41 protein-coding genes are annotated in these 26255 nt (G+C 38.0%); 2 read left to right on the forward strand and 39 right to left on the reverse strand.

All coding sequences use genetic code 11. The annotated features are described in order from the left end of the window. Window positions 1–2: 2 nt before the first annotated feature. Window positions 3–215 (forward strand): hypothetical protein, encoded by a 213-nt coding sequence (locus L6469_RS07820; RefSeq protein ID WP_006283619.1) that lies wholly within the window; start codon window positions 3–5, stop codon window positions 213–215. A gap of 48 nt (window positions 216–263) precedes the next feature. Here the strand turns inward: L6469_RS07820 and L6469_RS07825 are convergent, their stop codons facing one another. The 5 genes from L6469_RS07825 to hpt are packed head-to-tail and all read right to left on the reverse strand — an operon-like array spanning window position 264 to window position 4616. Next, the gene (locus L6469_RS07825) at window positions 264–1433 is read right to left on the reverse strand and encodes a M23 family metallopeptidase (RefSeq protein WP_006283620.1); all 1170 of its coding nucleotides are present in this window, start codon (window positions 1431–1433) and stop codon (window positions 264–266) included. A gap of 26 nt (window positions 1434–1459) precedes the next feature. Continuing rightward, a complete protein-coding gene (pgeF, locus tag L6469_RS07830) occupies window positions 1460–2239 on the reverse strand; it encodes a peptidoglycan editing factor PgeF (RefSeq protein WP_006283621.1) in 780 nt (259 codons plus the stop codon). A 20-nt stretch (window positions 2240–2259) separates the two neighbouring features. Further along, on the reverse strand, window positions 2260–3420 hold the full coding sequence (gene obgE, locus L6469_RS07835) for a GTPase ObgE (RefSeq protein ID WP_006283622.1): 1161 nt from the start codon (window positions 3418–3420) through the stop codon (window positions 2260–2262). A gap of 29 nt (window positions 3421–3449) precedes the next feature. Further along, window positions 3450–4028, reverse strand: a complete 579-nt coding sequence (locus tag L6469_RS07840; protein ID WP_006283623.1) for an adenylate kinase — start codon at window positions 4026–4028, stop codon at window positions 3450–3452. A gap of 45 nt (window positions 4029–4073) precedes the next feature. Then, window positions 4074–4616 carry a hypoxanthine phosphoribosyltransferase gene (hpt, locus tag L6469_RS07845; protein WP_006283624.1) on the reverse strand — a complete coding sequence of 181 codons (543 nt, stop codon included), beginning with the start codon at window positions 4614–4616 and terminating at the stop codon, window positions 4074–4076. An 88-nt stretch (window positions 4617–4704) separates the two neighbouring features. Here hpt and L6469_RS07850 point away from each other — a divergent pair, with 88 nt between their 5' ends. Beyond that, complete coding sequence (locus L6469_RS07850; protein ID WP_006283625.1) at window positions 4705–6222, forward strand: bifunctional ADP-dependent NAD(P)H-hydrate dehydratase/NAD(P)H-hydrate epimerase; 1518 nt, start codon at window positions 4705–4707, stop codon at window positions 6220–6222. A gap of 335 nt (window positions 6223–6557) precedes the next feature. Here L6469_RS07850 and L6469_RS07855 read toward each other — a convergent pair whose 3' ends face one another. The 34 genes from L6469_RS07855 to rpsL all read right to left on the reverse strand — a co-directional run bounded on the left by L6469_RS07855 (window position 6558) and on the right by rpsL (window position 26201). Further along, window positions 6558–7571: a class II fructose-bisphosphate aldolase gene (locus tag L6469_RS07855; RefSeq protein WP_006283626.1), complete on the reverse strand. Its 1014-nt coding sequence runs from the start codon at window positions 7569–7571 to the stop codon at window positions 6558–6560. Window positions 7572–8186: 615 nt separating this feature from the next. Further along, window positions 8187–8663 carry a 50S ribosomal protein L17 gene (gene rplQ / locus L6469_RS07860; protein WP_006283627.1) on the reverse strand — a complete coding sequence of 159 codons (477 nt, stop codon included), beginning with the start codon at window positions 8661–8663 and terminating at the stop codon, window positions 8187–8189. A 27-nt stretch (window positions 8664–8690) separates the two neighbouring features. Further along, window positions 8691–9683, reverse strand: coding sequence for a DNA-directed RNA polymerase subunit alpha (locus L6469_RS07865; protein ID WP_006283628.1), 993 nt, complete (start codon window positions 9681–9683; stop codon window positions 8691–8693). Window positions 9684–9695: 12 nt separating this feature from the next. Then, window positions 9696–10304, reverse strand: coding sequence for a 30S ribosomal protein S4 (gene rpsD, locus L6469_RS07870; RefSeq protein WP_006283629.1), 609 nt, complete (start codon window positions 10302–10304; stop codon window positions 9696–9698). A gap of 39 nt (window positions 10305–10343) precedes the next feature. After that, a complete protein-coding gene (gene rpsK / locus L6469_RS07875) occupies window positions 10344–10733 on the reverse strand; it encodes a 30S ribosomal protein S11 (protein ID WP_006283630.1) in 390 nt (129 codons plus the stop codon). 21 nt (window positions 10734–10754) lie between these two features. Next, the gene (rpsM, locus tag L6469_RS07880) at window positions 10755–11135 is read right to left on the reverse strand and encodes a 30S ribosomal protein S13 (RefSeq protein ID WP_006283631.1); all 381 of its coding nucleotides are present in this window, start codon (window positions 11133–11135) and stop codon (window positions 10755–10757) included. Window positions 11136–11238: 103 nt separating this feature from the next. Beyond that, window positions 11239–11355, reverse strand: coding sequence for a type B 50S ribosomal protein L36 (ykgO, locus tag L6469_RS07885; protein ID WP_004350205.1), 117 nt, complete (start codon window positions 11353–11355; stop codon window positions 11239–11241). A gap of 9 nt (window positions 11356–11364) precedes the next feature. After that, window positions 11365–11583: a translation initiation factor IF-1 gene (gene infA, locus L6469_RS07890; protein ID WP_006283633.1), complete on the reverse strand. Its 219-nt coding sequence runs from the start codon at window positions 11581–11583 to the stop codon at window positions 11365–11367. Window positions 11584–11593: 10 nt separating this feature from the next. Continuing rightward, entirely contained in the window at window positions 11594–12370 is a 777-nt protein-coding gene (locus L6469_RS07895; protein ID WP_006283634.1) for a M24 family metallopeptidase, read from the reverse strand. Between the two features lie 9 nt (window positions 12371–12379). After that, entirely contained in the window at window positions 12380–13717 is a 1338-nt protein-coding gene (gene secY, locus L6469_RS07900) for a preprotein translocase subunit SecY (RefSeq protein ID WP_006283636.1), read from the reverse strand. Window positions 13718–13721: 4 nt separating this feature from the next. Further along, entirely contained in the window at window positions 13722–14168 is a 447-nt protein-coding gene (rplO, locus tag L6469_RS07905) for a 50S ribosomal protein L15 (protein ID WP_006283637.1), read from the reverse strand. A gap of 23 nt (window positions 14169–14191) precedes the next feature. Beyond that, window positions 14192–14368, reverse strand: coding sequence for a 50S ribosomal protein L30 (gene rpmD, locus L6469_RS07910; protein ID WP_006283638.1), 177 nt, complete (start codon window positions 14366–14368; stop codon window positions 14192–14194). A 13-nt stretch (window positions 14369–14381) separates the two neighbouring features. Next, complete coding sequence (gene rpsE / locus L6469_RS07915) at window positions 14382–14894, reverse strand: 30S ribosomal protein S5 (protein WP_027453351.1); 513 nt, start codon at window positions 14892–14894, stop codon at window positions 14382–14384. A 6-nt stretch (window positions 14895–14900) separates the two neighbouring features. After that, the gene (gene rplR / locus L6469_RS07920; RefSeq protein WP_006283640.1) at window positions 14901–15245 is read right to left on the reverse strand and encodes a 50S ribosomal protein L18; all 345 of its coding nucleotides are present in this window, start codon (window positions 15243–15245) and stop codon (window positions 14901–14903) included. 18 nt (window positions 15246–15263) lie between these two features. Next, window positions 15264–15836: a 50S ribosomal protein L6 gene (gene rplF / locus L6469_RS07925; protein WP_006283641.1), complete on the reverse strand. Its 573-nt coding sequence runs from the start codon at window positions 15834–15836 to the stop codon at window positions 15264–15266. A gap of 14 nt (window positions 15837–15850) precedes the next feature. Then, entirely contained in the window at window positions 15851–16246 is a 396-nt protein-coding gene (rpsH, locus tag L6469_RS07930; RefSeq protein WP_006283642.1) for a 30S ribosomal protein S8, read from the reverse strand. 67 nt (window positions 16247–16313) lie between these two features. Then, window positions 16314–16616: a 30S ribosomal protein S14 gene (rpsN, locus tag L6469_RS07935; protein ID WP_006283643.1), complete on the reverse strand. Its 303-nt coding sequence runs from the start codon at window positions 16614–16616 to the stop codon at window positions 16314–16316. A 5-nt stretch (window positions 16617–16621) separates the two neighbouring features. Further along, entirely contained in the window at window positions 16622–17176 is a 555-nt protein-coding gene (gene rplE / locus L6469_RS07940; RefSeq protein WP_006283644.1) for a 50S ribosomal protein L5, read from the reverse strand. Next, window positions 17176–17493, reverse strand: coding sequence for a 50S ribosomal protein L24 (gene rplX / locus L6469_RS07945; RefSeq protein ID WP_006283645.1), 318 nt, complete (start codon window positions 17491–17493; stop codon window positions 17176–17178). Before rplX ends, rplE begins: the two co-directional genes overlap by 1 nt. A 20-nt stretch (window positions 17494–17513) precedes the next feature. Further along, window positions 17514–17879 carry a 50S ribosomal protein L14 gene (rplN, locus tag L6469_RS07950; protein WP_006283646.1) on the reverse strand — a complete coding sequence of 122 codons (366 nt, stop codon included), beginning with the start codon at window positions 17877–17879 and terminating at the stop codon, window positions 17514–17516. 2 nt (window positions 17880–17881) lie between these two features. Next, window positions 17882–18148, reverse strand: a complete 267-nt coding sequence (gene rpsQ / locus L6469_RS07955; protein WP_006283647.1) for a 30S ribosomal protein S17 — start codon at window positions 18146–18148, stop codon at window positions 17882–17884. 2 nt (window positions 18149–18150) lie between these two features. Beyond that, complete coding sequence (gene rpmC / locus L6469_RS07960; protein WP_006283649.1) at window positions 18151–18345, reverse strand: 50S ribosomal protein L29; 195 nt, start codon at window positions 18343–18345, stop codon at window positions 18151–18153. A gap of 2 nt (window positions 18346–18347) precedes the next feature. Continuing rightward, window positions 18348–18776, reverse strand: a complete 429-nt coding sequence (gene rplP / locus L6469_RS07965; RefSeq protein WP_006283650.1) for a 50S ribosomal protein L16 — start codon at window positions 18774–18776, stop codon at window positions 18348–18350. A 14-nt stretch (window positions 18777–18790) separates the two neighbouring features. Further along, window positions 18791–19516: a 30S ribosomal protein S3 gene (gene rpsC / locus L6469_RS07970; RefSeq protein ID WP_006283651.1), complete on the reverse strand. Its 726-nt coding sequence runs from the start codon at window positions 19514–19516 to the stop codon at window positions 18791–18793. 8 nt (window positions 19517–19524) lie between these two features. Continuing rightward, on the reverse strand, window positions 19525–19929 hold the full coding sequence (gene rplV / locus L6469_RS07975; protein ID WP_006283652.1) for a 50S ribosomal protein L22: 405 nt from the start codon (window positions 19927–19929) through the stop codon (window positions 19525–19527). A 29-nt stretch (window positions 19930–19958) separates the two neighbouring features. Beyond that, window positions 19959–20228 (reverse strand): 30S ribosomal protein S19, encoded by a 270-nt coding sequence (gene rpsS, locus L6469_RS07980; RefSeq protein WP_006283653.1) that lies wholly within the window; start codon window positions 20226–20228, stop codon window positions 19959–19961. 10 nt (window positions 20229–20238) lie between these two features. Then, on the reverse strand, window positions 20239–21063 hold the full coding sequence (rplB, locus tag L6469_RS07985; RefSeq protein ID WP_006283654.1) for a 50S ribosomal protein L2: 825 nt from the start codon (window positions 21061–21063) through the stop codon (window positions 20239–20241). 7 nt (window positions 21064–21070) lie between these two features. Then, the gene (gene rplW / locus L6469_RS07990) at window positions 21071–21364 is read right to left on the reverse strand and encodes a 50S ribosomal protein L23 (protein WP_006283655.1); all 294 of its coding nucleotides are present in this window, start codon (window positions 21362–21364) and stop codon (window positions 21071–21073) included. A gap of 11 nt (window positions 21365–21375) precedes the next feature. Continuing rightward, window positions 21376–22005: a 50S ribosomal protein L4 gene (gene rplD / locus L6469_RS07995; protein WP_006283656.1), complete on the reverse strand. Its 630-nt coding sequence runs from the start codon at window positions 22003–22005 to the stop codon at window positions 21376–21378. Next, the gene (rplC, locus tag L6469_RS08000; RefSeq protein ID WP_006283657.1) at window positions 22005–22619 is read right to left on the reverse strand and encodes a 50S ribosomal protein L3; all 615 of its coding nucleotides are present in this window, start codon (window positions 22617–22619) and stop codon (window positions 22005–22007) included. Before rplC ends, rplD begins: the two co-directional genes overlap by 1 nt. Before the next feature lie 19 nt (window positions 22620–22638). Next, entirely contained in the window at window positions 22639–22944 is a 306-nt protein-coding gene (gene rpsJ / locus L6469_RS08005) for a 30S ribosomal protein S10 (protein ID WP_006283658.1), read from the reverse strand. Window positions 22945–23038: 94 nt separating this feature from the next. Beyond that, window positions 23039–25153, reverse strand: coding sequence for an elongation factor G (gene fusA / locus L6469_RS08010; RefSeq protein ID WP_074803329.1), 2115 nt, complete (start codon window positions 25151–25153; stop codon window positions 23039–23041). Window positions 25154–25175: 22 nt separating this feature from the next. Next, a complete protein-coding gene (rpsG, locus tag L6469_RS08015; protein ID WP_006283660.1) occupies window positions 25176–25652 on the reverse strand; it encodes a 30S ribosomal protein S7 in 477 nt (158 codons plus the stop codon). Window positions 25653–25820: 168 nt separating this feature from the next. Then, the gene (rpsL, locus tag L6469_RS08020) at window positions 25821–26201 is read right to left on the reverse strand and encodes a 30S ribosomal protein S12 (protein WP_006283661.1); all 381 of its coding nucleotides are present in this window, start codon (window positions 26199–26201) and stop codon (window positions 25821–25823) included. Between the last annotated feature and the right edge of the window lie 54 nt (window positions 26202–26255).

The raw sequence follows: 26255 nt of genomic DNA on the forward strand, positions 1-26255 counted from the left end.
TTATGCCCAACGAAGACGAAATAGACGAGATCATTTCCGGTGGTGGTCTGGTATTTAAAAGTGCTCCAAAGGGAGGACATAATGACGATGGCAAAGTAAAAACTAAAGCCAAAAAGAAGAAATACATCACCGGTTCTCATGGTTCCGGATCTGCTAAACAAAAGGCGAAATACCGCCAGCAAAGAGCAAATAGGAAATCACAGAAAAAGAAGTAAAAATAGAAAACTCATACCAACATGATGTTTGGTATGAGTTTTTTATTTTTACTTCTTCAGAGTTTTCACATTTCCGCTCTTGGAAAGTATTAGAGTAAATGCCTGCAATCGACGTGCCACATGATTAAAAATAGTAGCTGGATTAATTGTTCTACCCTTAAAATGAACTTCAAAATGTAAGTGCTCTGTAGTTGCTCTACCCGTTCGTCCTGTCAAACCTATAACTTGACCAGCTTTAACCTTTTGACCTACTTTGACCAAATTTTTACTTTGGTGACTATAGAGAGTTTCAAATCCATAAGCGTGCTTAATAACAATGCAATTACCATAACCCGAAAAGGGTGAAGACTTAATCACTAAACCATCAAAAGCCGCTAAGATATTATCATTAGGCTTTGTTTTGATATCAACACCAGAATGATTTCTTTTACCGCCATATGAACTTATAACATGACTTCCAGGTAAAGGATAAGCCCAATGCTCCTTCTGAATGCCTTCTAAATCAAGTTTGAACGTCATACTATTCAAGAAAGGATCTGAGGCTTCTTCTGGATCCAATGTCAATTTCACTGGCGAATTATTTTTTTTATCTGAACTTTCTTGTAATAAACTTCCATTTGAAGAAGATGATGATGGAATAATATCAACATGATTTCCGAATCTCTTAAACGAAAAAGCCCTTTTACTCAATTTATGACTATTAACCTCTACAAAAATTGAAGGATTAAGCCAGCCTCCATTAATCATTATAGCAAAAAGACAAAAAAAACGATTATCATTTCCACCAACAATAGCCAAAGTCTGCCCCGCCTTAACACGCTGTCCCACTTTGACAACATTCTGAAGATTATAGGCATAAACCGTTTCCAAACCATTATCATGACGCACGACTATAACATTTCCATACTTAGAAGTCTTTCGAGCTAAACGAACTACTCCTGCAAACATCGCTCGAACAGCGTCACCTTTTCTCGTCGTAATTTCTAGTGCCTGATTATTCTGCAATGTAGCCTTACCTATTGGTAAAGGAAAAGAATAATCCTGATTACTATAAGTACTAAAGTCTATAGTGAGTACATTACTATGTGAAAAAAGATGTGGTGTTGGGATACTGATTTGTTCCTGCTCAGCTACTGAAAAACCAGACTGCTGAGCATAACACACCAAAAAACTATTTCCGAAAGTAAGCAAGCCTATAAACAAATGTTTTAATTTCATAATTTTAGATTATCAAGGTTAGAAGATTAACGAAGCATCAAAGCTGTATAGATACGCCCGGACAATATTCCTAATCGACGAGCAGAAAAATAATGCTTCACTTCTTGATAAGTACAAATACCACTTAAATGAATATTATCGGGTAACAGGCCAGACTCTATAAGTTGTATACGATTACACTCAGAAAGATCTAAGTGCCATTTGGTATACTTCTTTGCTATTTTAGACATATCAAAACCTGCTAAACGAAATTGATCAAAAACCTCCTGTCCAACTTCAAAATTCTGCAATGAAATGCCAGGTCCTATCACTGCACGTATATCTGAAACTTTCACCGAATAGGCACGCGTAAATTCTAATATACAATGTTGTACTATTCTATTCAACGTTCCTCGCCAGCCAGCATGAATAGCACAAACTGCTTTCCGATGACTATCATAAAGTAAAACGGGAATACAATCTGCAGTAGAAACTCCTACACACACATTTTTCAAGTTTGTCATAACGGCATCTACTTGATTTAATAAAGCATCACGGAGTTCTGAAGGACTATCTAAAAAAGACTGGGTTATTTGGCGACATACAATCCCGTGCGTTTGATGAGGCAATATAAGACGGCTATCAGGAATATGTAATAAGCTACATAATAATTCCCGATTAGCCTTTATATGGGTTGTATCATCACCACTGTAAGGATTGATATTAAAGTCACTATAATTTCCTATACCATAACCGCCATGACGAGTAGAGGAAAAAGCAACTACATCATCACCAAAATGATAATATGTTAAATCAAGTTTCTGCAAAACTCAAAGATTATGATTTTTTATTCATATTCAAAATCATCAAGATCATCAATATCGTCAGCCTCATACTCTGCATTTTCATCGTCATCAATGACATGCTCAGCATCCAACTCTTCAGCAAACGTTAACATATCCTTATCACGATGAACCAATGTATCTTCCGACATGATATCCTGAAGCTTATTGCTTTCACTATTGAGCTCACGCCACAATACATCTTTCAGTTCATTCAGACCTAATCCTGTTACAGATGAAATAAAAACAACTGGCAAATCATCAGGTAAAGTCGTTTTTAACATCTCCATCAATTCTTCATCAAGCAAGTCACACTTGGTAACAGCCAGAACTCGATGCTTATCAAGCATCTCTGGATTAAAGGTTTTTAACTCATTCAGTAAGATTTCGTATTCCTTCTTAATATCATCTGTATCTCCAGGCACCATGAAAAGAAGCAATGAGTTACGTTCGATATGACGCAAGAAACGAAGTCCTAACCCTTTTCCACCACTAGCACCTTCTATAATACCAGGAATATCAGCCATCACAAAAGACTTATGATCATGATAACTGACTATACCAAGTGAAGGCTCCAATGTAGTAAATGGATAGTTTGCAATCTTTGGACGAGCACTTGACAAAGATGAAAGCAAAGTAGACTTTCCTGCATTTGGAAAACCAACTAAGCCAACATCTGCCAAGAGCTTCAATTCCATAATGACATTCAATTCCTGAGCAGGTTCTCCTGGCTGTGCATAACGAGGAGCTTGATTTGTAGAAGTACGAAACTGAAAATTACCAAGACCACCTCTACCACCTTTCAACAGCACAACTTCCTGGCCATCATACGTAACATCACAGATATACTTTCCTGTTTCAGCATTATATACCACCGTTCCACAAGGAACATCAATATACATGTCTTTACCATCAGTACCATGACACTTGTCACGCCCGCCATTTCCACCATGCTCAGCTTTAATATGACGTTGATATTTTAAATGAAGCAGAGTCCAATAATTGTGATTGCCACGAAGAATAATGCTACCTCCACGACCGCCATCACCACCATCAGGTCCACCATTAGGCTGATACTTAACATGCCTTAAATGCATAGATCCTCTACCACCCTTTCCAGAGCGGCAATAAATTTTTACGTAGTCTACAAAATTAGATTCTGCCATTCAATATAACGTTATATTATATGTTAAAATTAATCTTCGAGGGCATCTATCACTGACTCGATACGGCTGAAGATTTCATCTACTGTACCAAGACCCTCTACATGATGATGAATTCCTTCTTTACTATACCAATCTATCAACGGAGAAGTCTGCTCATGATATACATTCAAACGCTTCTGAATAGTTTCCGCATTATCATCAGAACGACCACTGATTTTACCTCTATTAATAAGACGACTCATCAACTCCTTTTCAGGAACTGCCAATTCTATCATTGCAGCAACAACATGCCCACGCTCTGCAAGCATTTTTTTCAAGGCCTCTGCCTGTGGTATAGTACGAGGGAAGCCATCAAAGATCACACCTTTATGCTCTTTACCAAAAGAATCATATACATTAGCCAAGATATCAATCATCAGTTCATCTGGTATCAACTGACCATTATCAATAAATCCTTTAGCAATCTTACCAAGTTCTGTACCATTCTTGATTTCACTACGGAGCACATCACCTGTAGAAATATGACCTAAACCATATTTTTCTATCATTTTGTCACTCTGTGTTCCTTTTCCAGCACCAGGGGCACCAAAAATTACAATATTTTTCATTTGTTTTCTTATAGATTTGTTTTTGATTATTCGCTTTACAAGTAATTATTTATCATCTACAAGGGTGTAGATATCTCTTAAATTTCGACCTTGCTGATCATAATCCAAACCATAACCGACTATAAAGTCATTTGGAATAGACATGGCAGCATACTCAATGTTCAAAGGTACCTGAAGTTTTCCAGGTTTTAACAATAATGTACAAATATGGATAGACTTTGGTCCACGAGTTCCTAAAGACTCTACCATACGCTTCATCGTAAAACCTGTATCTACAATATCCTCTACTATGACAATTGTACGCCCAGCTAAATCTTCATTAAGACCAATTACTTCCTTGATTGTACCTGTAGAAGTAGTACCCTGATAAGAGGCCAATTTAACGAAAGAGATTTCACATGGGATAGTAATATATCTCATGAGATCTGCTGCAAATACAAAAGACCCATTAAGAACAGCAAGAAACAATGGATTTTTTCCAGCTAAATCATGATTGATTTTATCTGCTACCTGCTTGACATTCTTTTGGATTTCATCTTCCGGAATGAACGTTTTAAACGTTAAATCCTTGATTTTTACGATACTCATTGATATGATTTTTAAATTTGGAGCAAAATTACGAAAAATATAGCAAACATAACATACTCATTGGCATAATTTTCGTATTTTTGCATGTATGAAGATATTTACTGGCAACCAAATCCACGAACTTGATAAATACACTATAGAGCACGAACCTATATCATCTATAGACTTAATGGAACGCGCATCTAAAGCGATATACCATGCGATTTCTGCAGAGTATGATAATCGTATCTCTTTTGTAGTTTTTGCAGGACCGGGCAATAATGGTGGTGATGCGCTAGCTGTATCACGAATGCTAGCTGAAAATGGATACAACGTGTCTGTTTTCCTCTTTAATATTCACAATCACCTTTCTGAAGAATGTGCGACTAACAAACAAAGAATTCTAGATGGAAAAAAGATCAAGAAATTTACTGAAATAACTGTAAATTTTGATCCTCCTACACTAGACGAAAATACTGTTGTCATTGATGGACTATTTGGAAGCGGACTGAATAAGCCGCTTTCTGGCGGATTTGCTTCTTTAGTAAAATATATTAATGCATCTGCTTGTAAGGTTATAAGTATTGATTTACCTTCTGGTTTGATGTGTGAAGACAATACTTACAATATACCTACGAATATCATTAAAGCAAATCAAACATTTACACTCCAACAGAAAAAATTAGCTATGCTCTTGGCTGACAATCAAATATTTCTTGGTAAGATTAAAGTACTGGATATCAGATTGTCTCAAGAATTTATACAAAACACAGATAGCCCATATCAAATGGTTGAAGAAAACGATATTCGTTCACTTCTCCACCATCGCAATGACTTTGCACATAAAGGAAATATGGGAAACGCACTTATCATAGCTGGCAGCTACGGCATGGCTGGTGCATCTGTTCTAGCTACTAAAGCTTGTTTACGAGCTGGAGTTGGTAAAGTTACTGCCGTTACGCCTAGAAGAAACTATGAAATTATGCAGATTTCTGTACCTGAGGCTGTTCTCCAAATGGACAAGGATGAATTATATTTTTCAGAACCAATAGATACTGAAAAATATAATGCAATGGGAATTGGCCCAGGATTAGGTTCTTTAGAAAATACTGCTATTGCACTAATTGCTCAAATAAGAAGAGCTACCTGCCCGATTGTCATTGATGCTGATGCCTTAAATATTCTTGCCAATCATCGTGCATGGATGCAACAATTACCTCCAGGTGCTATACTAACTCCTCATCCTAAAGAGATGGATAGACTTAATAATGGCATCAATAATGGTTCCTACGACAGACTTCGGAAAGCACAAGAGCTAGCTGAACATTTCCAAGTCTATATCATTTTAAAAGGACACTATTCTGCGCTTTGTCTTCCCGATGGACATATTTTCTTCAATACAACTGGAAATAGCGGAATGGCTACAGCAGGTAGTGGCGATGTTCTTACTGGTATTATTACAGGATTATTGGCAAAAGGATATAAGCAAGAAGAAGCATGCAAACTTGGCATGTATTTGCATGGATTAGCTGGTGATTTAGCTGTAAAAGATTTAGGCAAAGAAAGTTTGATTGCAAGTGATATAATTAAGTATTTACCTCAAGCATTTTTACGCTTAGAAGACTAGAAGGTATCGGTATCAGAAAGCTATCTGATAAAGATGATACTGTATAGCAAAATATTATAATTCCACTAAGACTTGTATTATTCTCTGTGCGAATTATAATATTTCTAGGTATGACATTCTAATTGCATACCTCTTACACGTTTTAAATTAAACACTTATTAATTGCTATTAGAGCTACTTACACAAGAATTAAAAAGGAATATCAGCATATTACAACTCGCTCCAGACGATCACCTGCTACGCATTGCTCATAATATCAACCCAAATTAACCAAAAAAGAGGATGAGTCAATTCTGCCCCATCCTCTACTATAAAATTAAAATAAACTTAATCTATTAATCAAGCTGACCCAACTTGTTATCAGAACCTAATACATCAATAATCTTATGACGATACATCTGCTCCATATACTCACGACCAGCGCCACAATACTGACGAGGATCGAAATATTCAGGATGCTGAGTCAATGTTTCACGCACACCAGCTGTAAATGCCAAACGTGAATCTGAGTCAATATTAATCTTGCAAACAGCACTCTCAGAAGCCTTACGAAGCTGCTCCTCTGGAATACCTACAGCATCAGGAAGCTTACCACCGTTAGAATTGATAATCTTAACATATTCCTGTGGAACTGAAGATGAACCATGAAGAACAATTGGGAAACCTGGTAACTGCTCTTCTACACCAGCCAAAACATCAAATGCCAATGGTGGTGGTACAAGTAAACCTGTCTTTGGATCACGTGTACACTGCTCTGGCTTGAACTTATAAGCACCATGTGAAGTACCAATTGATATAGCCAAAGAATCACAACCTGTACGAGTAGCGAAATCAACAACTTCCTCAGGCTTAGTATAATGAGATTCCTCAGCAACTACATCATCTTCAACACCAGCTAATACACCAAGCTCACCTTCTACGGTTACATCAAACTGATGAGCATAATCTACCACCTTCTTAGTTAAAGCAACATTCTCTTCATAAGGAAGAGCTGAACCGTCAATCATTACTGATGAGAAACCGAGATCTATACAGTCTTTACACAATTCAAAACTGCTACCGTGATCCAAATGAAGAGCAATCTCAGGATGGTTGCAACCCAATTCCTTTGCATAAGCAACTGCACCTTCTGCCAAATAGCGAAGAAGAGTTGAATTGGCATAGTTACGAGCACCCTTTGAAACCTGAATAATAACAGGTGATTTCAACTCAGATGAAGCCTTAACAATAGCTTGCAGCTGCTCAAGGTTATTAAAGTTAAATGCTGGCACTGCCCAACCACCTTTGATAGCTCTTTTAAACATCTCACGAGTGTTTACCAAGCCTAAATCCTTGTAATTTACTGCCATAATATTTTTTATATTTAAAATGAATAATTTTTAAACCACTGAAACCATTGCAAAAATAGTATTTTCTTCTGGCTTTTCAAAAAAGAATGTAACTTTTTTAGTGCATAAAGGAACTTAAAAAGGCGATTAATTCAGTATCATAAGTATGAAAATAGATTTTGCTAAATTCACATTACAAAAGCAAAGATTAGAAAGAAACAAATACAACGTAAATTCCCAATGAAAGAACTACTTAACGTAGTTGGTTGATTTGAAAAACTTACACAAGAAAAACTGGATACAAGAAGTCATCCACAATTACAAAAGCGAAAATCCATAATAGATAATTATTCAAAAAAAACAAAAGGCATCTTGAAAAGACACTAATGTGATAAAAATGAATCCGCTATCACTGCACAATAACAGAGCAAAAAGGCAATAAAAGCAAAATGAGGCATAATCTAATAAGGAAACAAAGACCATAGGATTGAAAATTACTTATAGAAAGCATATAACCATTCATAAATGACAAACTTATATATGCTACAAGAACTTTCCTGAAGCAATCAAATTTTAAATAGAGCAAAAAAAATCTCCATCCTTTTCGGGATGGAGATTAATATAAAATGCTAAAACTTACTCAGCTGCATTATTTTCGGTTTCAGGAGTCTCAACAACTTCTTCAACTGCCTTTGTAGACTTGCGTGAACGACGAGTCTTCTTAGCAGCAGATTTAGCGCTTTTAGACATGTTTTCATCAAAGTCAACCAACTCGATAAAAGCAATTGGAGCTGCATCACCCTGACGAGTACCCAATTTGATTACACGAGTATAACCACCTGGACGATCACCAACCTTTGCTGCAACAGTACCAAACAATTCCTTGATAGCCTCTTTATTCTGTAAATAACGGAAAACTACACGACGAGAATTTGTACTATCATTCTTAGCTCGAGTAACTAAAGGCTCTACATATTTTTTAAGAGCTTTAGCTTTTGCAAGAGTCGTAGTGATTCTTTTGTGCATAATCAAAGAGATAGCCAAGTTTGAAAGCAAGGCATCACGATGAGATGCAGTACGACCCAAATGGTTGAATTTTTTATTGTGTCTCATTATTGTTTTTTAATTAAGATAAGAAGATTACTCCTTATCAAGTTTATACTTTGAAATATCAGTTCCAAACGAAAGATTCAGACTCTCGAGCAAATCATCAAGCTCAGAAAGCGATTTCTTACCAAAATTACGGAACTTAAGCAAATCAGTCTTATTATACTGAACTAAATCACCTAAAGTTTCTACATCCGCAGCTTTCAGACAGTTAAGAGCACGAACTGAAAGATTCATGTCTACCAACTTAGTCTTCAACAACTGACGCATATGAAGAACCTCTTCGTCAAACTCTTGATTACCATCCTGATCAGGATTTTCAAGTGTAATCTTTTCATCAGAGAATAACATAAAGTGATAAATCAATATCTTAGCTGCTTCCTTAAGCGCATCCTTTGGATGAATGGAACCATCAGTAGTAACTTCAATTGTTAATTTATCGTAGTCTGTTTTCTGTTCAACACGATAAGGTTCAACTGAATATTTAACATTACGAATAGGGGTGTAGATAGAATCGATTGGAATGACATTAACGTCAGTACAAAATTGACGATTCTCATCAGCAGGAACATAGCCACGTCCCTTGTTGATTGTAAGGTCAATTCGCATCGAAGCCTTAGGGTCTAAATGACAAATCACTAATTCAGGATTTAACACTTCAAATCCAGTCAGATGTTTACTTATATCACCAGCTTTGAATTCTGTTGAATTCTCTACTATGATACTAACTTTCTCGTTCTCGAATTCTTCTACTACTTGCTTGAATCGAATTTGTTTGAGATTCAAGATAATGTTGGTTACATCTTCTTTAACACCCGGAACTGAAGAAAATTCATGCTCAACACCTGCAATTTTAACAGTATTGATAGCATATCCTTCAAGAGAGGAAAGAAGCATGCGACGGAGGGCATTACCTACAGTAACACCAAATCCAGGCTCGAGAGGACGGAACTCAAATCTTCCGAACTTATCGTTAGCCTCCAGCATTACGACTTTGTCAGGTTTTTGAAATGCTAATATCGCCATTAATTCAATGATTTATTGTTTAGAGTACAACTCAACTATTAACTGTTCCTTAATATTCTCAGGAATATCTGCACGCTCAGGTCTGTGAAGGAACTTACCACTCTTAGTGTTTTCATCCCATTCGATCCAAGGATACTTACTATGATTGAAACCTGCCAAAGCACCTTCGATAACCTCAAGAGACTTAGCTTTCTCTCTAACACCAATAACCTGACCAGGTTTTACAGAATAAGAAGGAATATTTACAACAGCGCCATCAACAACAATGTGCTTATGACTAACAAGCTGACGAGCAGCAGCACGTGTTGGAGCAATACCCAAACGGAAGACCACGTTATCAAGACGGCTCTCGAGTTCCTGCAACAGAACCTCACCTGTAATACCATCAGATTTAGCGGCCTTATCAAACATGTTACGGAACTGACGCTCTAATACACCATAAGTGTATTTTGCCTTCTGCTTCTCAGCCAACTGTGCACCGTACTCAGACTGCTTACGACGACGGTTATTACCATGCTGACCTGGAGGGAAATTGCGTTTACTCAAAACTTTATCTGCGCCGAAAATTGGCTCACCAAAACGGCGTGCAATTCTAGACTTTGGACCTATATATCTTGCCATAATTTAAAATGCTAATTATTAAAGGATCTGTAATATTGATTAAACACGACGACGCTTTGGAGGGCGACAACCATTATGTGGCAATGGTGTTACGTCTACAATCTCAGTTACCTCAATACCTGCACTATGTACAGCACGGATAGCTGATTCTCTACCATTTCCAGGACCTTTAACATAAGCCTTTACTTTACGAAGACCAAGATCGAAAGCGACCTTTGCACAGTCTTCAGCTGCCATCTGAGCAGCATAAGGTGTATTCTTCTTAGAACCACGGAAACCCATCTTACCAGCAGAAGACCAAGAAATAATCTGACCTTCATTATTAGCAAGAGAAACTATAATGTTATTGAAAGAGCTATGAACATGAAGTTGTCCAATTGCATCAACTCTTACATTTCTTTTTTTAGATGTTGCTTTTGTCTTTGCCATAATAATTTAACTCCTTCAAAATTACTTAGTAGCCTTCTTCTTATTAGCAACAGTCTTCTTCTTTCCCTTACGAGTACGAGCATTGTTCTTAGTGCTTTGACCGCGAACAGGAAGACCATTACGATGTCTGATACCACGATAACAACCGATATCCATCAGACGCTTAATATTCATGGAGATCTCAGAACGAAGATCACCTTCAACTTTAAAACCAGCGCCGATAATTTCACGGATTTTAGCTGCTTGCTCATCAGTCCACTCACTGACCTTCAAGTCACGGTTTACACCTGCCTGATCCAATATCTTTGCTGAACTACTTCGACCTATACCAAAGATATAAGTCAATGCGATTTCGCCACGCTTATTCTGGGGCAAATCTACTCCAACAATTCTAATTGCCATTTGAAATAATAAATATAAAATGTGTTTAACTAAAATGGAAAGCAAAGGTAGTCAAAATATTTAATAAAAAATAAATAACTACCAAAGAATTCACATTTTTTAATTAACCCTGACGCAATTTAAACTTAGGGTTCTTTTTGTTAATAACAAACAAACGACCTTTACGACGTACGATTTTACAATCTGGTGTACGCTTCTTTAATGATGCTCTTGTTTTCATTTTAATTGTTTATTTATATCGGAAAACTATTCTACCCTTTGTTAAATCATATGGGCTCATTTCCACTTTTACTTTATCTCCTGGGAGAATCTTTATATAATGCATTCTCATCTTTCCAGAGATGTGAGCTACAATCTGAACTCCATTCTCTAATTCCACTCTAAACATGGCATTAGAAAGAGATTCTAAAATTGTACCATCCTGTTCAATTGCTGACTGTTTTGCCATAAAATACTATCTAACTGTCAATTCGTTCTATACTATCAAAACTTGATAAAATATCCACATGATCAATACCAACAGAAAAAGTATGCTTAAAATGGAGTGATAACTGTGCATTATTCCCTGCAAAACCACTACTGATATTATGCTGGGTTAAATAACCTTTCTCTAAACTTACTATACAATTAATAGTAAAACACATTCCATTTTTTAAAAGAACTCTTTTACCTCTTTTTGAATTGAAAGATAATCTTGTTGATTCTGCAAACTCTTGTCCGATGCTATTCCCAAAAATCTGTCTTACTCTAACACCTTTTAATGATTCAAATACCTGTTCAATAGAATATCCTATATCACAAATATATTTACCAGGAATAGTTGAATTAATTGCATCAATGAGAGCAACTTCAATACCATGAACCAACTCCGTTAGACCAGTTGATACATTCCCCACGAAAAAAATGCGAGAACAGGTACCACAAAAGCCACAGAAACTAACGCCACAATCTATAGATATAATATCACCCTCACTAAGAGTAACTGTTTTCTTGTTCAAATCATGTCCTGAATAATTTTCAGAAACAGAAAAAGACCCTCCAAGAGGATTAAGAAAATTAATAAAAAATGGAGTACCTCCATGTTTTAATATAAAATCCCTAGCTAATTGTTCCAATTGGAAGGTCGATATACCTGGTCTTATATGTTTACCAAGTTCAAATAACGTTGCACCAACTAATTGATTGGCTTTGCGCATTAAACCAACTTCATCATTCGTCTTAAGAATAAAACTCATGACGAAAATTTAATATGCAGAAACGCTCCCTTGACGAGTATGACCTGAATTTAACAATCCATCATAATGTCTCATAAGCAAATAGCTTTCAACTTGCTGCAATGTATCAATAACAACACCCACAAGAATCAAAAGAGAAGTACCTCCAAAGAACTGTGAAAATTCCTGTTGAACATTAAGAAGTCCAGCAAGAGCTGGCATGATAGCTATAAATGCAATAAAAAAAGAACCCGGTAAAGTTATACGAGACATAACGGTGTCGATATATTCTGCAGTATCCTTACCTGGCTTTACACCAGGAATAAAACCATTATTACGTTTCATGTCTTCGGACATCTGTGTAGGATTCAAAGTAATAGCAGTATAAAAATAAGTAAATGCTATAACCAATACAACATAAATTATATTATAAAGCAAACTTCTATTATCCAACAACTGACGTACAACAGAACTAGCTCCGTCTGATTGATACTGTACAATAGCCAAAGGGATAAACATCAATGCTTGCGCAAAAATAATTGGCATTACATTAGCAGCAAACAACTTTAATGGAATGTACTGTCTAGCACCACCATATTGCTTATTCCCAATCAATCGCTTTGCATATTGAACTGGAACTTTTCTAGTACCTTGAACAAGAAGTATAGAAGCGCAAACTACACCATATAAGATAAGTAGCTCCACAATAAACATAATTAGACCACCGCTAGTAATAGCCTGTAATCTAGAAGTAACCTCCTGAACAAAAGCCTGAGGTAATCTAGCAATGATACCAATCATAATGATAAGAGAAATACCATTACCTACACCCTTGTCAGTAATACGCTCACCCAACCAAAGGATAAACATACTTCCTGCTGCAAGAATAATAGTAGCAGGAATCATAAATACTGTCCAAGAAATACCTGAAGCTAAGGCACCAGCTGCCTGCATCTTTAAATTAAGTAAGTAAGAAGGAGCCTGAAAGAGCAATATAGCTACAGTCAGGATCCTTGTATACCAATTAATTTTCTTTCTACCACTTTCACCTTCATGCTGCATCTTCTGAAAATAAGGTACAGCAATAGCTAGAAGCTGCATAACGATAGAAGCCGAGATGTAAGGCATAATTCCCAAAGCGAAAATAGACGCATTGGAAAATGCTCCACCGGAGAATGCATTCAACAAGGCCATAAGACCTGTTGAAGTTTGCGACTGTAATTTTTCCAACATGCCCGGATTGATGCCCGGAAGGACAACAAATGAGCCAAAACGATAAATAGCCGTAAAAAGAAGAGTTATAAGGAGTCGCTGACGCAAATCCTCAACCTTCCAGCAATTCTTCAGTGTCTCGATTAACTTTTTCATTTATTTAGATTATTGTTGCATTGCCACCAACTGCCTTGATTGCTTCTTCTGCAGTTTTTGAGAATGCATTAGCTTCTACATCGATTTTAGCTTTTAACTCACCATTACCCAAAACCTTAACTAGCTCCTTACCATTAGTAAGACCAGCTTCTTTAAGTTCTGCGATACCAATCTTTGTAAAACCTTTAGCCTCTGTTAAACTCTGGAGAGTTGACAAGTTAACAGCAAAATACTCTTTATGGTTAATATTTTTAAATCCAGCTTTTGGAATACGACGCTGCAAAGGCATCTGACCACCTTCAAAACCGATTTTTCTCTTATAACCAGAACGAGCCTTAGCACCTTTGTGACCACGAGTAGAAGTACCACCTAATCCTGAACCAGGACCACGACCAATACGACGACGTGAATGTGTAGAACCTACTGCTGGTTTTAAATTATTTAATTTCATAATTGTTCAATTTTAAGTTTAAATTAATCAACTACGGTTACAAGGTGATGAACTTTACGAATCATACCACGCATACTAGGATTATCCTCAACTTCAACAACTTGAGAAATCTTATGAAGACCTAAAGCCAAAAGTGTTTTCTTCTGATCTACAGGTGCTCCAATTCTACTTTTAATTTGTTTAATCTTGATTGTTGCCATCGTTATATCCTAATTAACCATTAAAAACTTTATCCATAGAGATTCCACGCTCACCAGCAACCTGATAAGCATCACGCATCTCAGAAAGTGCAAGGATAGTTGCCTTTACAAGATTGTGAGGGTTAGAAGAACCTTTTGACTTAGCAATAACGTCCTTAACACCAACACTCTCCAAAACAGCACGCATAGCACCACCGGCCTTCAAACCAGTACCTGCAGCAGCTGGCTTAAGCAAAACTTGTGCTCCACCGAACTTTACTTCGACTTCATGAGGTACAGTTCCCTTCAAAACAGGAACCTTAATAAGATTCTTCTTTGCAGCTTCAGTACCCTTAGATATAGCAGCTGTAACTTCACCAGCCTTACCAAGACCCCAGCCAATAACACCGTTACCGTCACCTACAACGACGATAGCAGCAAATGTGAAAGTACGACCACCTTTAGTTACCTTTGTTACACGATTAATTGCAACAAGGCGATCCTTTAATTCAACATCATTATTTACTTTTACTTTATTCATTGCCATTATCGTTTAGAATTTAAGACCACCTTCACGAGCGCCATCAGCTAATGCCTGAACACGACCATGATACAGATAACCATTACGATCAAAAACTACTGATTCAACACCTGCAGCTTTTGCCTTTTCTGCAACTAATACACCAACTTTCTTAGCCTGTTCTACTTTAGGCAACTTCTCCAAACCAAGTGAAGAAGCAGAAGCCAATGTCTTACCAGTCAAATCGTTAATAACCTGTGCGTAGATCTGTTTATTAGAACGAAAAACACTCAAACGAGGACGTTCTGCAGTTCCATTTACATTCTTGCGAATACGGAATTTTATCTTAATTCGTCTTTCTACTTTCTTTGTTGTCATAATCGTAAAAATAAAAAATTACTTAGCAGCAGCTGTCTTACCAGACTTTCTGCGAATAACTTCACCCTGGAACAAAATACCTTTACCCTTATAAGGTTCTGGCATACGGAAAGAACGAATTTTAGCACAGATGAGACCAAGTAACTGCTTGTCACATGACTCCAAAGTTAATATAGGATTCTGGTTTCTTTCTGACTTTGTCTCTACCTTAACTTCGCTAGGAACCTGAATAAAAATAGGGTGAGTATAACCTAAAGAAAGCTCGATGATATTACCCTGATTAGAAACACGGTAACCAACACCTACAAGTTCCATAGTTTTCTTAAATCCTTCACTTACACCAACAACCATATTGTTAACAAGTGAACGATATAAACCATGAAAAGCTTGTTTCTGCTTATAATTTACTGGGCTATTTTCATCTACTTCAAAAATAACCTTATCATCTTCAATCTTTACCTTGATTGATTCGTTGATATCCTGTGAAAGTTCACCTTTAGGACCCTTAACAGAGATAACATTTGCTTTTTCATCGAAGTTAACTGTAACTCCTGATGGAATACTAATTGGCAATTTTCCTATTCTTGACATATAAATCCCTCCAATTAATAAATGTAGCAAAGAACCTCACCACCGATTTTCAGGTCAGCAGCTTCCTTATTAGTCATTACACCCTTAGATGTAGACAAGATTGCGATACCTAAACCATTAATAACTCTTGGCATATCTTTATAACCAGTATACTTACGCAAACCTGGAGTAGAAACACGTTTCAAACTCTTTATTGCATTTGCTTTAGTAACTGGATCATATTTAAGAGCTACTTTAATAGTACCCTGAGGACCATCCTCAATGAACTTGTAGTTCAAGATATAACCCTTTTCAAAGAGAATCTTAGTAATCTCTTTTTTCAAATTTGACGCAGGAACCTCAACAACTCTGTGATGAGCCATGATCGCGTTTCTGAGTCTTGTCAGATAATCTGCTATTGGATCTGTCATAAAAAAAAATTTAATTAATCGGGACATCCCCGACAATATTAAAAATATAAAATGAACGGTAATAATATTACCAACTTGCTTTCTTAACACCAGGAATCAAACCTGAAGATGCCATCTCACGGAACTGAATACGTGAAAGACCAAACTGGCGCATATAACCTCTTGGACGACCAGTTATCTTGCAACGATTATGCAGACGAATAGGATTAGCATTCTTTGGAATAGCCTGAAGCCTACGAGATGCCTCATAAGCCTCAGCTGGATCATTAGAAGTTGCAATAATCTTTTTCAAAGCTGCACGTTTTTCAGCATAACGAGCAACAAGTTTTGCACGCTTAACTTCGCGAGCTTTCATTGATTCTTTTGCCATATCTTTTAATCGTTTTTAGCGTTCTTGAATGGAAGACCAAATGCCTTTAGGAGAGCATAACCCTCTTCGTCAGTCTTAGCTGATGTTACGAAAGTAATATTCATACCCTGAATTCTATCTACCTGATCAATATTGATTTCAGGGAAGATAATTTGCTCTGTGATACCTAAAGTATAGTTACCACGTCCATCAAACTTAGATTCAATTCCCTTGAAGTCACGGATACGAGGCAAAGCAACACGTACAAGTCTTTCAAGGAACTCATACATACGCTCACGACGCAATGTAACCATTACACCAATAGGCATCTTTTTACGAAGTTTGAAGTTCGCAACATCCTTCTTTGAATATGTAGCAACAGCCTTCTGACCAGTAATTGCTGTAATTTCGTTGATAGCAACATCAATGATTTTTTTATCTTGAGTTGCATCACCGAGACCCTGATTAATCACAATTTTCTTCAATACAGGAGTTTGCATTGCAGAAGAGTAATTAAATTGCTTCTGCAGCGCAGGAGCGATAGTCTCCTTGTAAACCTTCTTTAACTGTGCTGTATCCATTATTTAATTTCCTCCCCTGATTTTTTAGCAATACGGATAACGTTTTTACCATCATGCTTGATAGCAACGCGAGTAGCCTTACCACTCTTAGGATCGATTAAACTCAAATTTGAAATATTGATAGGAGCTTCCTGCTTAACAATACCTCCCTGAGGATTTTTTGCAGAAGGCTTGGTACTTTTAGATACCAAGTTAATACCTTCAACAATAGCACGGTTCTCATCTACAAGAACCTGAAGCACCTTACCCTTATTGCCCTTATCTTTACCAGTAAGAACAATTACGGTATCGCCTTTTTTAATATGTAATTTACTCATTACTAAATTTCTTATTTAAATTAAAGAACCTCAGGTGCTAATGAAACAACCTTCATGTTAACTGCACGAAGTTCACGTGCAACTGGACCGAAGATACGACTACCACGAAGCTCACCGGCATTGTTCAACAATACACAAGCATTATCATCAAAACGAATATAAGAACCATCCGCACGACGGATTTCCTTTTTGGTACGAACGATCAATGCTTTAGAAACAGCACCTTTCTTCAAATCACTAGAAGGAATAACGTTCTGAACAGCAACTACGATAACGTCACCAACGCTAGCATAGCGACGACCGGTACCACCGAGAACGCGAATACATTTTGCTTCACGTGCGCCGCTATTATCACACACTGTAAGTCTTGATTCTGTTTGTATCATAATTACTTAGCTTTTTCAACAATTTGTACTAATCTCCATCTCTTTGTTTTTGACAAAGGACGAGTCTCCATGATCATAACAGTGTCACCAACATTAGCTTCATTGTTTTCATCATGTACATGATATTTCTTCGTCTTCTGAACGAATTTACCATAAATAGGGTGCATCTCTTTGAACTTAGCTGCAATAACAATGGTTTTATCCATTTTGTTGCTGATAACAACACCCTGTCTTACTTTTCTTAAATTTCTTGTTTCCATCTGGACCATTATTATTTGTTAAGTTCTCTCTGATGAAGTTCGGTTTTCATACGCGCAATATCACGACGAGCGGCCTTAATCTGAGATGGATTTACGAGAGGAGTAATCTGATGATTAAGCTTAATCTTCTTAAGATTAGCCTCTGCAGCTTCTAATTTCTCTACCAATTCCTTGGTTTCGAGTTCTCTTACTTCTTTAATCTTCATAATTAAGCGTTTTTATCGAAATCACGTCTAACAACAAACTTAGTCTTAACAGGCAACTTCTGTGCTGCAAGGCGAAGGCCTTCTTTTGCAATATCAAAAGATACACCCTCAACTTCGAAAAGAATTCGACCTGGAGTTACTGGAGCAACCCATCCAGCTGGATCACCTTTACCCTTACCCATACGCACATCAGCAGGTTTACGAGTAATTGGTTTATCAGGGAAAATACGAATCCAAACTTGTCCCTGACGATTCATGTATCTGTTTAATGCAACACGTGCAGCTTCGATCTGACGGCTATCAATCCACTTAGCTTCAAGTGTCTTAATTCCAAAAGAACCAAAAGCTAACTGTGTACCTCTATGGGCGTTACCTTTATTACCACGTCCATCTTGAGGTCTTCTATATTTAACTCTTTTAGGCTGTAACATTGTAATTCTTACATTTAACGGTTATTGTTTCTCTTACGACCATTACCGCGATTAGAACGACCGTTATTACGATTGTTCTTACTGTCTTGAGTAAAATTAGGTGTAAGATCACGTTTGCCATATACTTCTCCACGGCAAATCCATACCTTAATACCGAGCAAACCTACCTTAGTAAGAGCTTCTGCCTGACAGAAATCAATATCTGCACGGAATGTATGAAGAGGAGTACGGCCTTCCTTTAACATCTCCTTGCGTGCCATTTCAGCGCCATTCAAACGACCTGTGATCTGAACTTTAATACCTTCAGCACCAGCACGCATTGTATTAGCAATCGCCATCTTAATAGCACGACGATAAGCTACCTTACCCTCTACCTGACGAGCTATATTAGTTGCAACGATAGTTGCATCCAATTCAGGCTTCTTAACTTCGAAGATGTTAATCTGAATATCCTTCTTAAAGAGATTCTTCAGTTCTTCTTTCAATTTATCAACGTCTTGACCACCTTTACCAATAACGATACCCGGACGGGCTGTACAAATAGTAATGGTAACCAATTTCAAGGTACGTTCGATGACAATGCGAGAAACGCTAGCCTTAGCCAAACGCTCGTTAAGATACTTACGGATTTTCTGATCTTCTACAAGACTATCGCCGAAGTTCTTACCACCGAACCAATTTGAATCCCAACCACGAATTACACCAAGTCGGTTGCTTATTGGATTAACTTTCTGTCCCATTCTATTATTTATTTATCGTCGTTAGTTTTAGCATCAACAAAGATAGTTACATGGTTAGAACGCTTACGAATTCTATAACCACGACCTTGTGGTGCTGGTCTCATACGTTTCATAGTAACACCTTCATCAACGAAGACTTTACTTACAAAAAGTTCACCGTCCTCAGCTTTACGGTCATTTTTTGTTTCCCAGTTAGCGATAGCTGAACGGAGAAGTTTCTCTACATCAGCAGCAGCCTGCTTCTTAGAGAATCTAAGTACTCCCAGAGCTTTGTTAACTTCCATACCACGAATCATGTCTACAACATAACGCATTTTACGTGGTGACGAAGGTACTCCATTGAGCTTAGCAAAGTACAAATTTTTGCGTGCCTCTTTTAATTTTTCAGCCGCGATATGTTTTCTTGCTCCCATTATTTATTTACTTTAAATGGATTTAACCCTTACTTCTTATTATTACCAGAGTGTCCGCCAAAACGACGAGTAGGTGAGAACTCACCTAACTTATGACCAACCATATTCTCTGTAACATAAACAGGGATAAATTTGTTTCCGTTATGAACTGCAACAGTATGACCCACAAAATCAGGGGAAATCATTGAAGCTCTAGCCCATGTCTTAACTACAGATTTCTTACCACTCTCATTCATAGCAAGAATTTTCTTCTCGAGTGATACGTTAATATATGGACCTTTTTTTAATGAACGACTCATAATTTACTCTTTATTTTTTAGCTCTTTCGATAATATACTTGTTAGAAAGCTTCTTAGGTGCACGAGTCTTGAGACCCTTAGCGTACAAGCCCTTACGTGAACGTGGATGACCACCACTCTGACGGCCTTCACCACCACCCATTGGGTGATCAACAGGGTTCATAACAACACCACGGTTGTGAGGACGACGTCCCAACCATCTAGAACGACCAGCCTTACCAGACTGTTCTAGAGCATGATCAGAATTACCTACACTACCAATAGTAGCCTTACAAGCACTCAAGATCTGACGAGTTTCGCCAGAAGGAAGCTTAATAACACAATAACTGCCCTCACGAGAAGTCAACTGAGCAAAATTACCAGCCGAACGAACCAATAAAGCACCCTGACCTGGACGCAATTCAATGTTATGAATTACAGTACCAACTGGGATATTAGCAAGTGGAAGTGAATTACCTACTTCTGGTGCAGCATCAGCACCAGACATTAAGGTTGCACCAACCTGCAGTCCATTAGGAGCAATAATGTAACGTTTTTCACCATCTGCATAGTATAAAAGCGCAATACGAGCAGATCTATTTGGATCATACTCGATTGACTTAACTACAGCTGGAACACCATCTTTCTCACGTTTGAAGTCTATAAGACGATACTTCTGCTTATGGCCACCGCCAATGTAGCGAACGGTCATTTTACCAGTGTTATTTCTACCACCAGTAGAACGTTTGCCGTAAACGAGAGACTTCTCTGGCACGGATGCAGTAATATCCTCGAACGTGCCAATAACTTTGTGTCTTTGTCCCGGAGTTACCGGTTTAAATTTACGTACTGCCATTTTTTATTTAAATATTGCTGTAAAAATCAATTTGATCGCCATCCTTAACGGTAACGATTGCCTTTTTGAATGCGTTCTTCTGTCCCTTTACGAGACCAGCCTTTGTATAACGTGCTTGACGCTTACCTGCATAACGAACCGTATTCACACTTACGACTGTAACCTTATAGAGACTCTCAACCTCTTTCTTAATTTCGAGCTTATTTGCCTCAGGGCGAACAACAAAACCATAGCGGTTAGGCTGTTTCTCTGTCATCTTGGCCTGCTTTTCTGTGACCAATGGTTTAATGATAATTGACATATTTCTCTCCTTTATTTATTTAAGATTGACTCGATTGTCTCAAGTGAGCTTTCTGAAATAACAAGAACATCAGCATTCAAAACTTTATATGCATTGATAGATGATGCTGTCTCGACATTAGCCTTCTTTAAGTTACGAGCGGACAAATATACATTTTTATTTACTTCTGGCAAAACTACCAACGCCTTCTTGTTGTCAACTTTAAGATTTTTAGCAATATTTACAAAATCTTTAGTCTTTGGAGCTTCAAAATTGAAATCTTCAACAACAACAATAGCATTTTCCTGTGCCTTGTAAGTTAAAGCTGACTTACGAGCCAAAACCTTAACTTTTTTGTTCAATTTGAAACGATAATCACGTGGCTTAGGACCAAATACACGACCACCACCAACGAGAACTGGAGAGTTGATATCACCGCGACGAGCTCCACCACCACCTTTCTGGCGTCCCAACTTACGAGTTGAACCAGACATCTCACTTCTTTCTTTAGACTTAGCTGTACCCTGACGCTGGTTAGCGAGATACTGCTTAACATCGAGATAAAGAACGTGATCGTTAGGTTCAATTCCGAAGATAGCATCATTAAGAGTTACCTTACGGCCGGTCTCCTGACCTTTAATATCTAATACGTTAACTTCCATTACTTCTCAATTAAAACAGTTGAACCATTGCATCCAGCTACAGAACCCTTAACAAGAATGAGATTATGCTCTGGAATTACTTTTAACACCTTAAGGTTTTGAGTAGTTACTCTGTCGCCACCCATCTGGCCACCCATTCTCATACCCTTAAATACTTTTGCTGGGTAAGAACAAGCACCAATAGAACCTGGCTTACGAGCACGGTCATCCTGACCATGAGTAGACTGACCTACACCACCGAAACCGTGACGCTTAACAACACCCTGGAAACCTTTACCCTTTGAGGTACCAACAACGTCTACAAACTGAGCATCATTGAAGATTTCCACAGTCAAGGTATCACCTAAGTTTAATTCCTCATCAAACTTGAACTCGGCCAAGTGCTTCTTAGGTGTTGTGCCGGCTTTCTTAAAGGTTCCCATCAAAGGCTTTGAAGTATTCTTCTCTTTAGCCTCACCGAAACCAAGCTGAACAGCCTTGTAGCCATCTTTTTCTACGGTTTTAACCTGGGTTACTACACAAGGACCTGCTTCGATAACAGTGCACGGTACATTCTTACCGTCGGCACTGAAAACGGATGTCATTCCGATTTTTCTTCCAATTAATCCTGGCATTTCAATTTAATATAAATAGTTAAACTTTAATTTCTACTTCAACACCACTAGGCAATTCAAGTTTCATAAGTGCGTCTACAGTCTTAGCTGTTGAGCTATAGATATCAATAAGACGCTTGAAATCTGACAACTGGAACTGCTCACGAGACTTCTTATTAACGAAAGTACTACGGTTTACAGTAAAAATACGCTTGTGTGTTGGCAATGGAATAGGACCGCTAACAATAGCGCCTGTTGCCTTAACAGCCTTCACAATCTTTTCAGCTGACTTATCTACCAACTGGTGGTCATAAGACTTAAGCTTAATTCTAATTTTTTGACTCATTAGATAAAATAAATTATATATTAAAAATAGAAAGAAGAGAACACTGATTAAGAGTCATTCGCTAAACAGCGTCTCTTCTTAGTTTTATATCTTATTACAGAAGTTCTGAATTACCCTTAACTTCTTCAAGCACAGCCTTAGCAATAGAAGAAGAAAGAGGTGAATGATGATCATACTCCATAGAAGATGTTGCACGACCAGAAGTGATTGTACGGAGAGCTGTTACATAACCGAACATTTCAGCCAATGGAACCATAGCTTTAACGATACGAGCACCACTACGAGCTTCTTCCATACCCTGAACTAAACCACGACGTTTATTCAAGTCACCAATAACATCACCCATGTTCTCCTCTGGAGTAACAACTTCTACCTTCATGATAGGCTCCATCAAAACAGGACCTGCCTTAGGGCAAAGAACCTTAAATGCCTGATGTGCAACTAACTCGAAAGACAACTGGTCAGAGTCTACAGGATGGAAGCTACCATCATTCAATGTAACTTTAAGACCTGTCATTGGGAAGCCACCAAGAACACCTGCAGAAAGGCAATCCTTGAAACCCTTCTCTACAGAAGGAATGAATTCCTTAGGCACATTACCACCTTTAACCTGGTTAATGAACTGCAAGTCGCCCTCTGTGTAATCCTCATCCTTAGGTTCGATAGTAACATCGATACATGCGAACTTACCACGACCACCAGACTGCTTCTTATAAGTTTCACGGCTCTGAGCTGCCTTAGTAATAGCCTCTTTATAGTTAACCTGAGGTTTACCCTGATTACACTCAACCTTGAACTCACGCTTCAAACGATCGATGATAATATCAAGGTGAAGCTCACCCATACCAGAAATAATAGTCTGACCACTCTGCTCATCAGTACGAACTGTAAACGTTGGATCCTCTTCTGCCAATTTTGCAAGACCATTATCCATTTTAGCTACATCAGCCTGACTCTTAGGTTCAACTGCAATAGAAATTACAGTATCAGGGAATGACATAGATTCCAATACGATTGGGTGATTTTCATCACACAAAGTATCACCGGTACGAATATCTTTGAAACCAACACCTGCACCAATATCACCAGCATCGATTGAATCCATTGGAATCTCTTGCTTAGAGTTCATCTGGAACAAACGGCTGATACGCTCACGTTTTCCTGAACGAGGGTTGTAAACATAAGAACCAGCCTCAATCTTACCTGAATAAACACGGAAGAAAACAAGACGACCCATGAATGGATCAGTTGCAATCTTAAATGCAAGAGCAGAAGTTGCCTCTGTCTCTGAAGGCTTACGACTATCTTCTTCACCTGTTTCAGGATTTTCACCTACGATTGCAGGAGTATCAAGAGGTGATGGAAGGAAAGCACAAACATAATCAAGAAGTGGCTGTACACCCTTATTCTTATAAGAAGAACCAAGAGTCATAGGAGTTAACTCCATTGCAATACAACCCTTACGAAGAGCAGCAAGAATCTTATCTTCTGGAATATCTTTACCATCGAGATAAAGTTCCATAATTTCATCATCAAAGTTAGCTGCATCCTCGATCATCTTATCGTGCCACTCCTGTGCTTCATCAACCAAATCTGCAGGAATATCTTCAATTTCATATTCTGCACCCATGGTCTCATCATGCCACAAGATAGCCTTCATCTTAATCAAGTCAACGACACCTTTGAAGTTTTCCTCTGCACCAATTGGAATCTGAACAGGAACTGGATGAGCACCAAGGATATCCTTCATCTGCTGTACAGTTTCAAAGAAATCTGCACCAGAACGGTCCATCTTATTAACATAACCAATACGAGGAACGTTATATTTATCTGCCTGACGCCATACTGTTTCAGACTGTGGCTGAACACCATCTGCAGCTGAATATGTAGCAACAGCACCATCAAGAACACGAAGAGAACGCTCTACCTCAGCAGTAAAGTCAACGTGTCCCGGAGTATCGATCAAGTTAATTTTATAGCTATTACCGTTATAATTCCAGTTACAAGTAGTAGCAGCAGATGTAATTGTAATACCACGCTCCTGCTCCTGAGCCATCCAGTCCATTGTAGCCGCACCATCGTGTACCTCACCAATTTTATGAGTCTTTCCTGTATAGAACAAGATACGCTCTGATGTTGTAGTCTTACCAGCATCAATGTGAGCCATGATACCGATGTTACGAGTCAAATGTAAATCACGATTTGCCATTTCTTATAATCCTCCTAAATGATTAGAATCTAAAGTGAGCGAATGCACGGTTAGCCTCAGCCATACGATGCATATCTTCTTTACGCTTGTATGCACCACCCTGATTATTGAATGCGTCCATAATCTCTGCAGCCAATTTCTCTGCCATAGACTTACCACTACGTTTACGAGCAAATGCAATAAGATTCTTCATAGCGATACTTTCCTTACGATCAGGACGAATTTCTGTAGGAACCTGGAAAGTAGCACCACCGATACGGCGACTCTTAACTTCTACCTGAGGAGTAATGTTATCCAAAGCTGCCTTCCAAATTTCAAGAGCTGACTTCTCTTCGTTTGCAGCTTTAGCCTTTACATTATCAAGAGCTTTGTAGAAAATTTCATAAGATGTATTCTTTTTACCATCATACATCAAATGATTAACGAACTTAGAGACCTTCTGGTCGTTGAAGACAGGATCTGGAATGATCACTCTCTTCTTTGGTTTTGCTTTTCTCATTTTAATAAAAATTATTTGACTGGGGCTGTTTCAATGTTCTTCAATGCTCTCACTCGAGCGTTTACTCAACCTGTTACTTCTCCAGCAAAACTAAAAAAAAACATAAAAGCATCTAGCACTTAGCCTTTTATCCTAACTAATAGCCTTCAGCTTAATAATAAGTTGATATTACTTCTTTGCCTTAGGGCGCTTTGCACCATACTTAGAACGGCGCTGTGTACGATTAGCAACACCCGCAGTATCAAGTGTACCACGTACGATATGATAACGCACACCTGGAAGGTCCTTAACACGACCACCACGTACCAAAACAATTGAATGCTCCTGCAAGTTATGACCTTCTCCTGGAATATAAGAGTTAACCTCTTTCTGATTTGTCAAACGCACACGAGCAACTTTACGCATTGCTGAATTAGGCTTCTTAGGAGTAGTTGTGTATACACGAACACAAACACCACGACGCTGTGGACAGCTATCCAAAGCTGGTGACTTGCTCTTGTCTACCAATACCTTTCTGCCCTTTCTAACCAATTGTGAAATAGTAGGCATAATTTTACTTTTTAATTTATATATTTATTTTGTTTATTATCAACCTGTTACGAA

Source organism: Segatella baroniae B14 (assembly GCF_022024235.1).
Lineage (GTDB): Bacteria > Bacteroidota > Bacteroidia > Bacteroidales > Bacteroidaceae > Prevotella > Prevotella bryantii.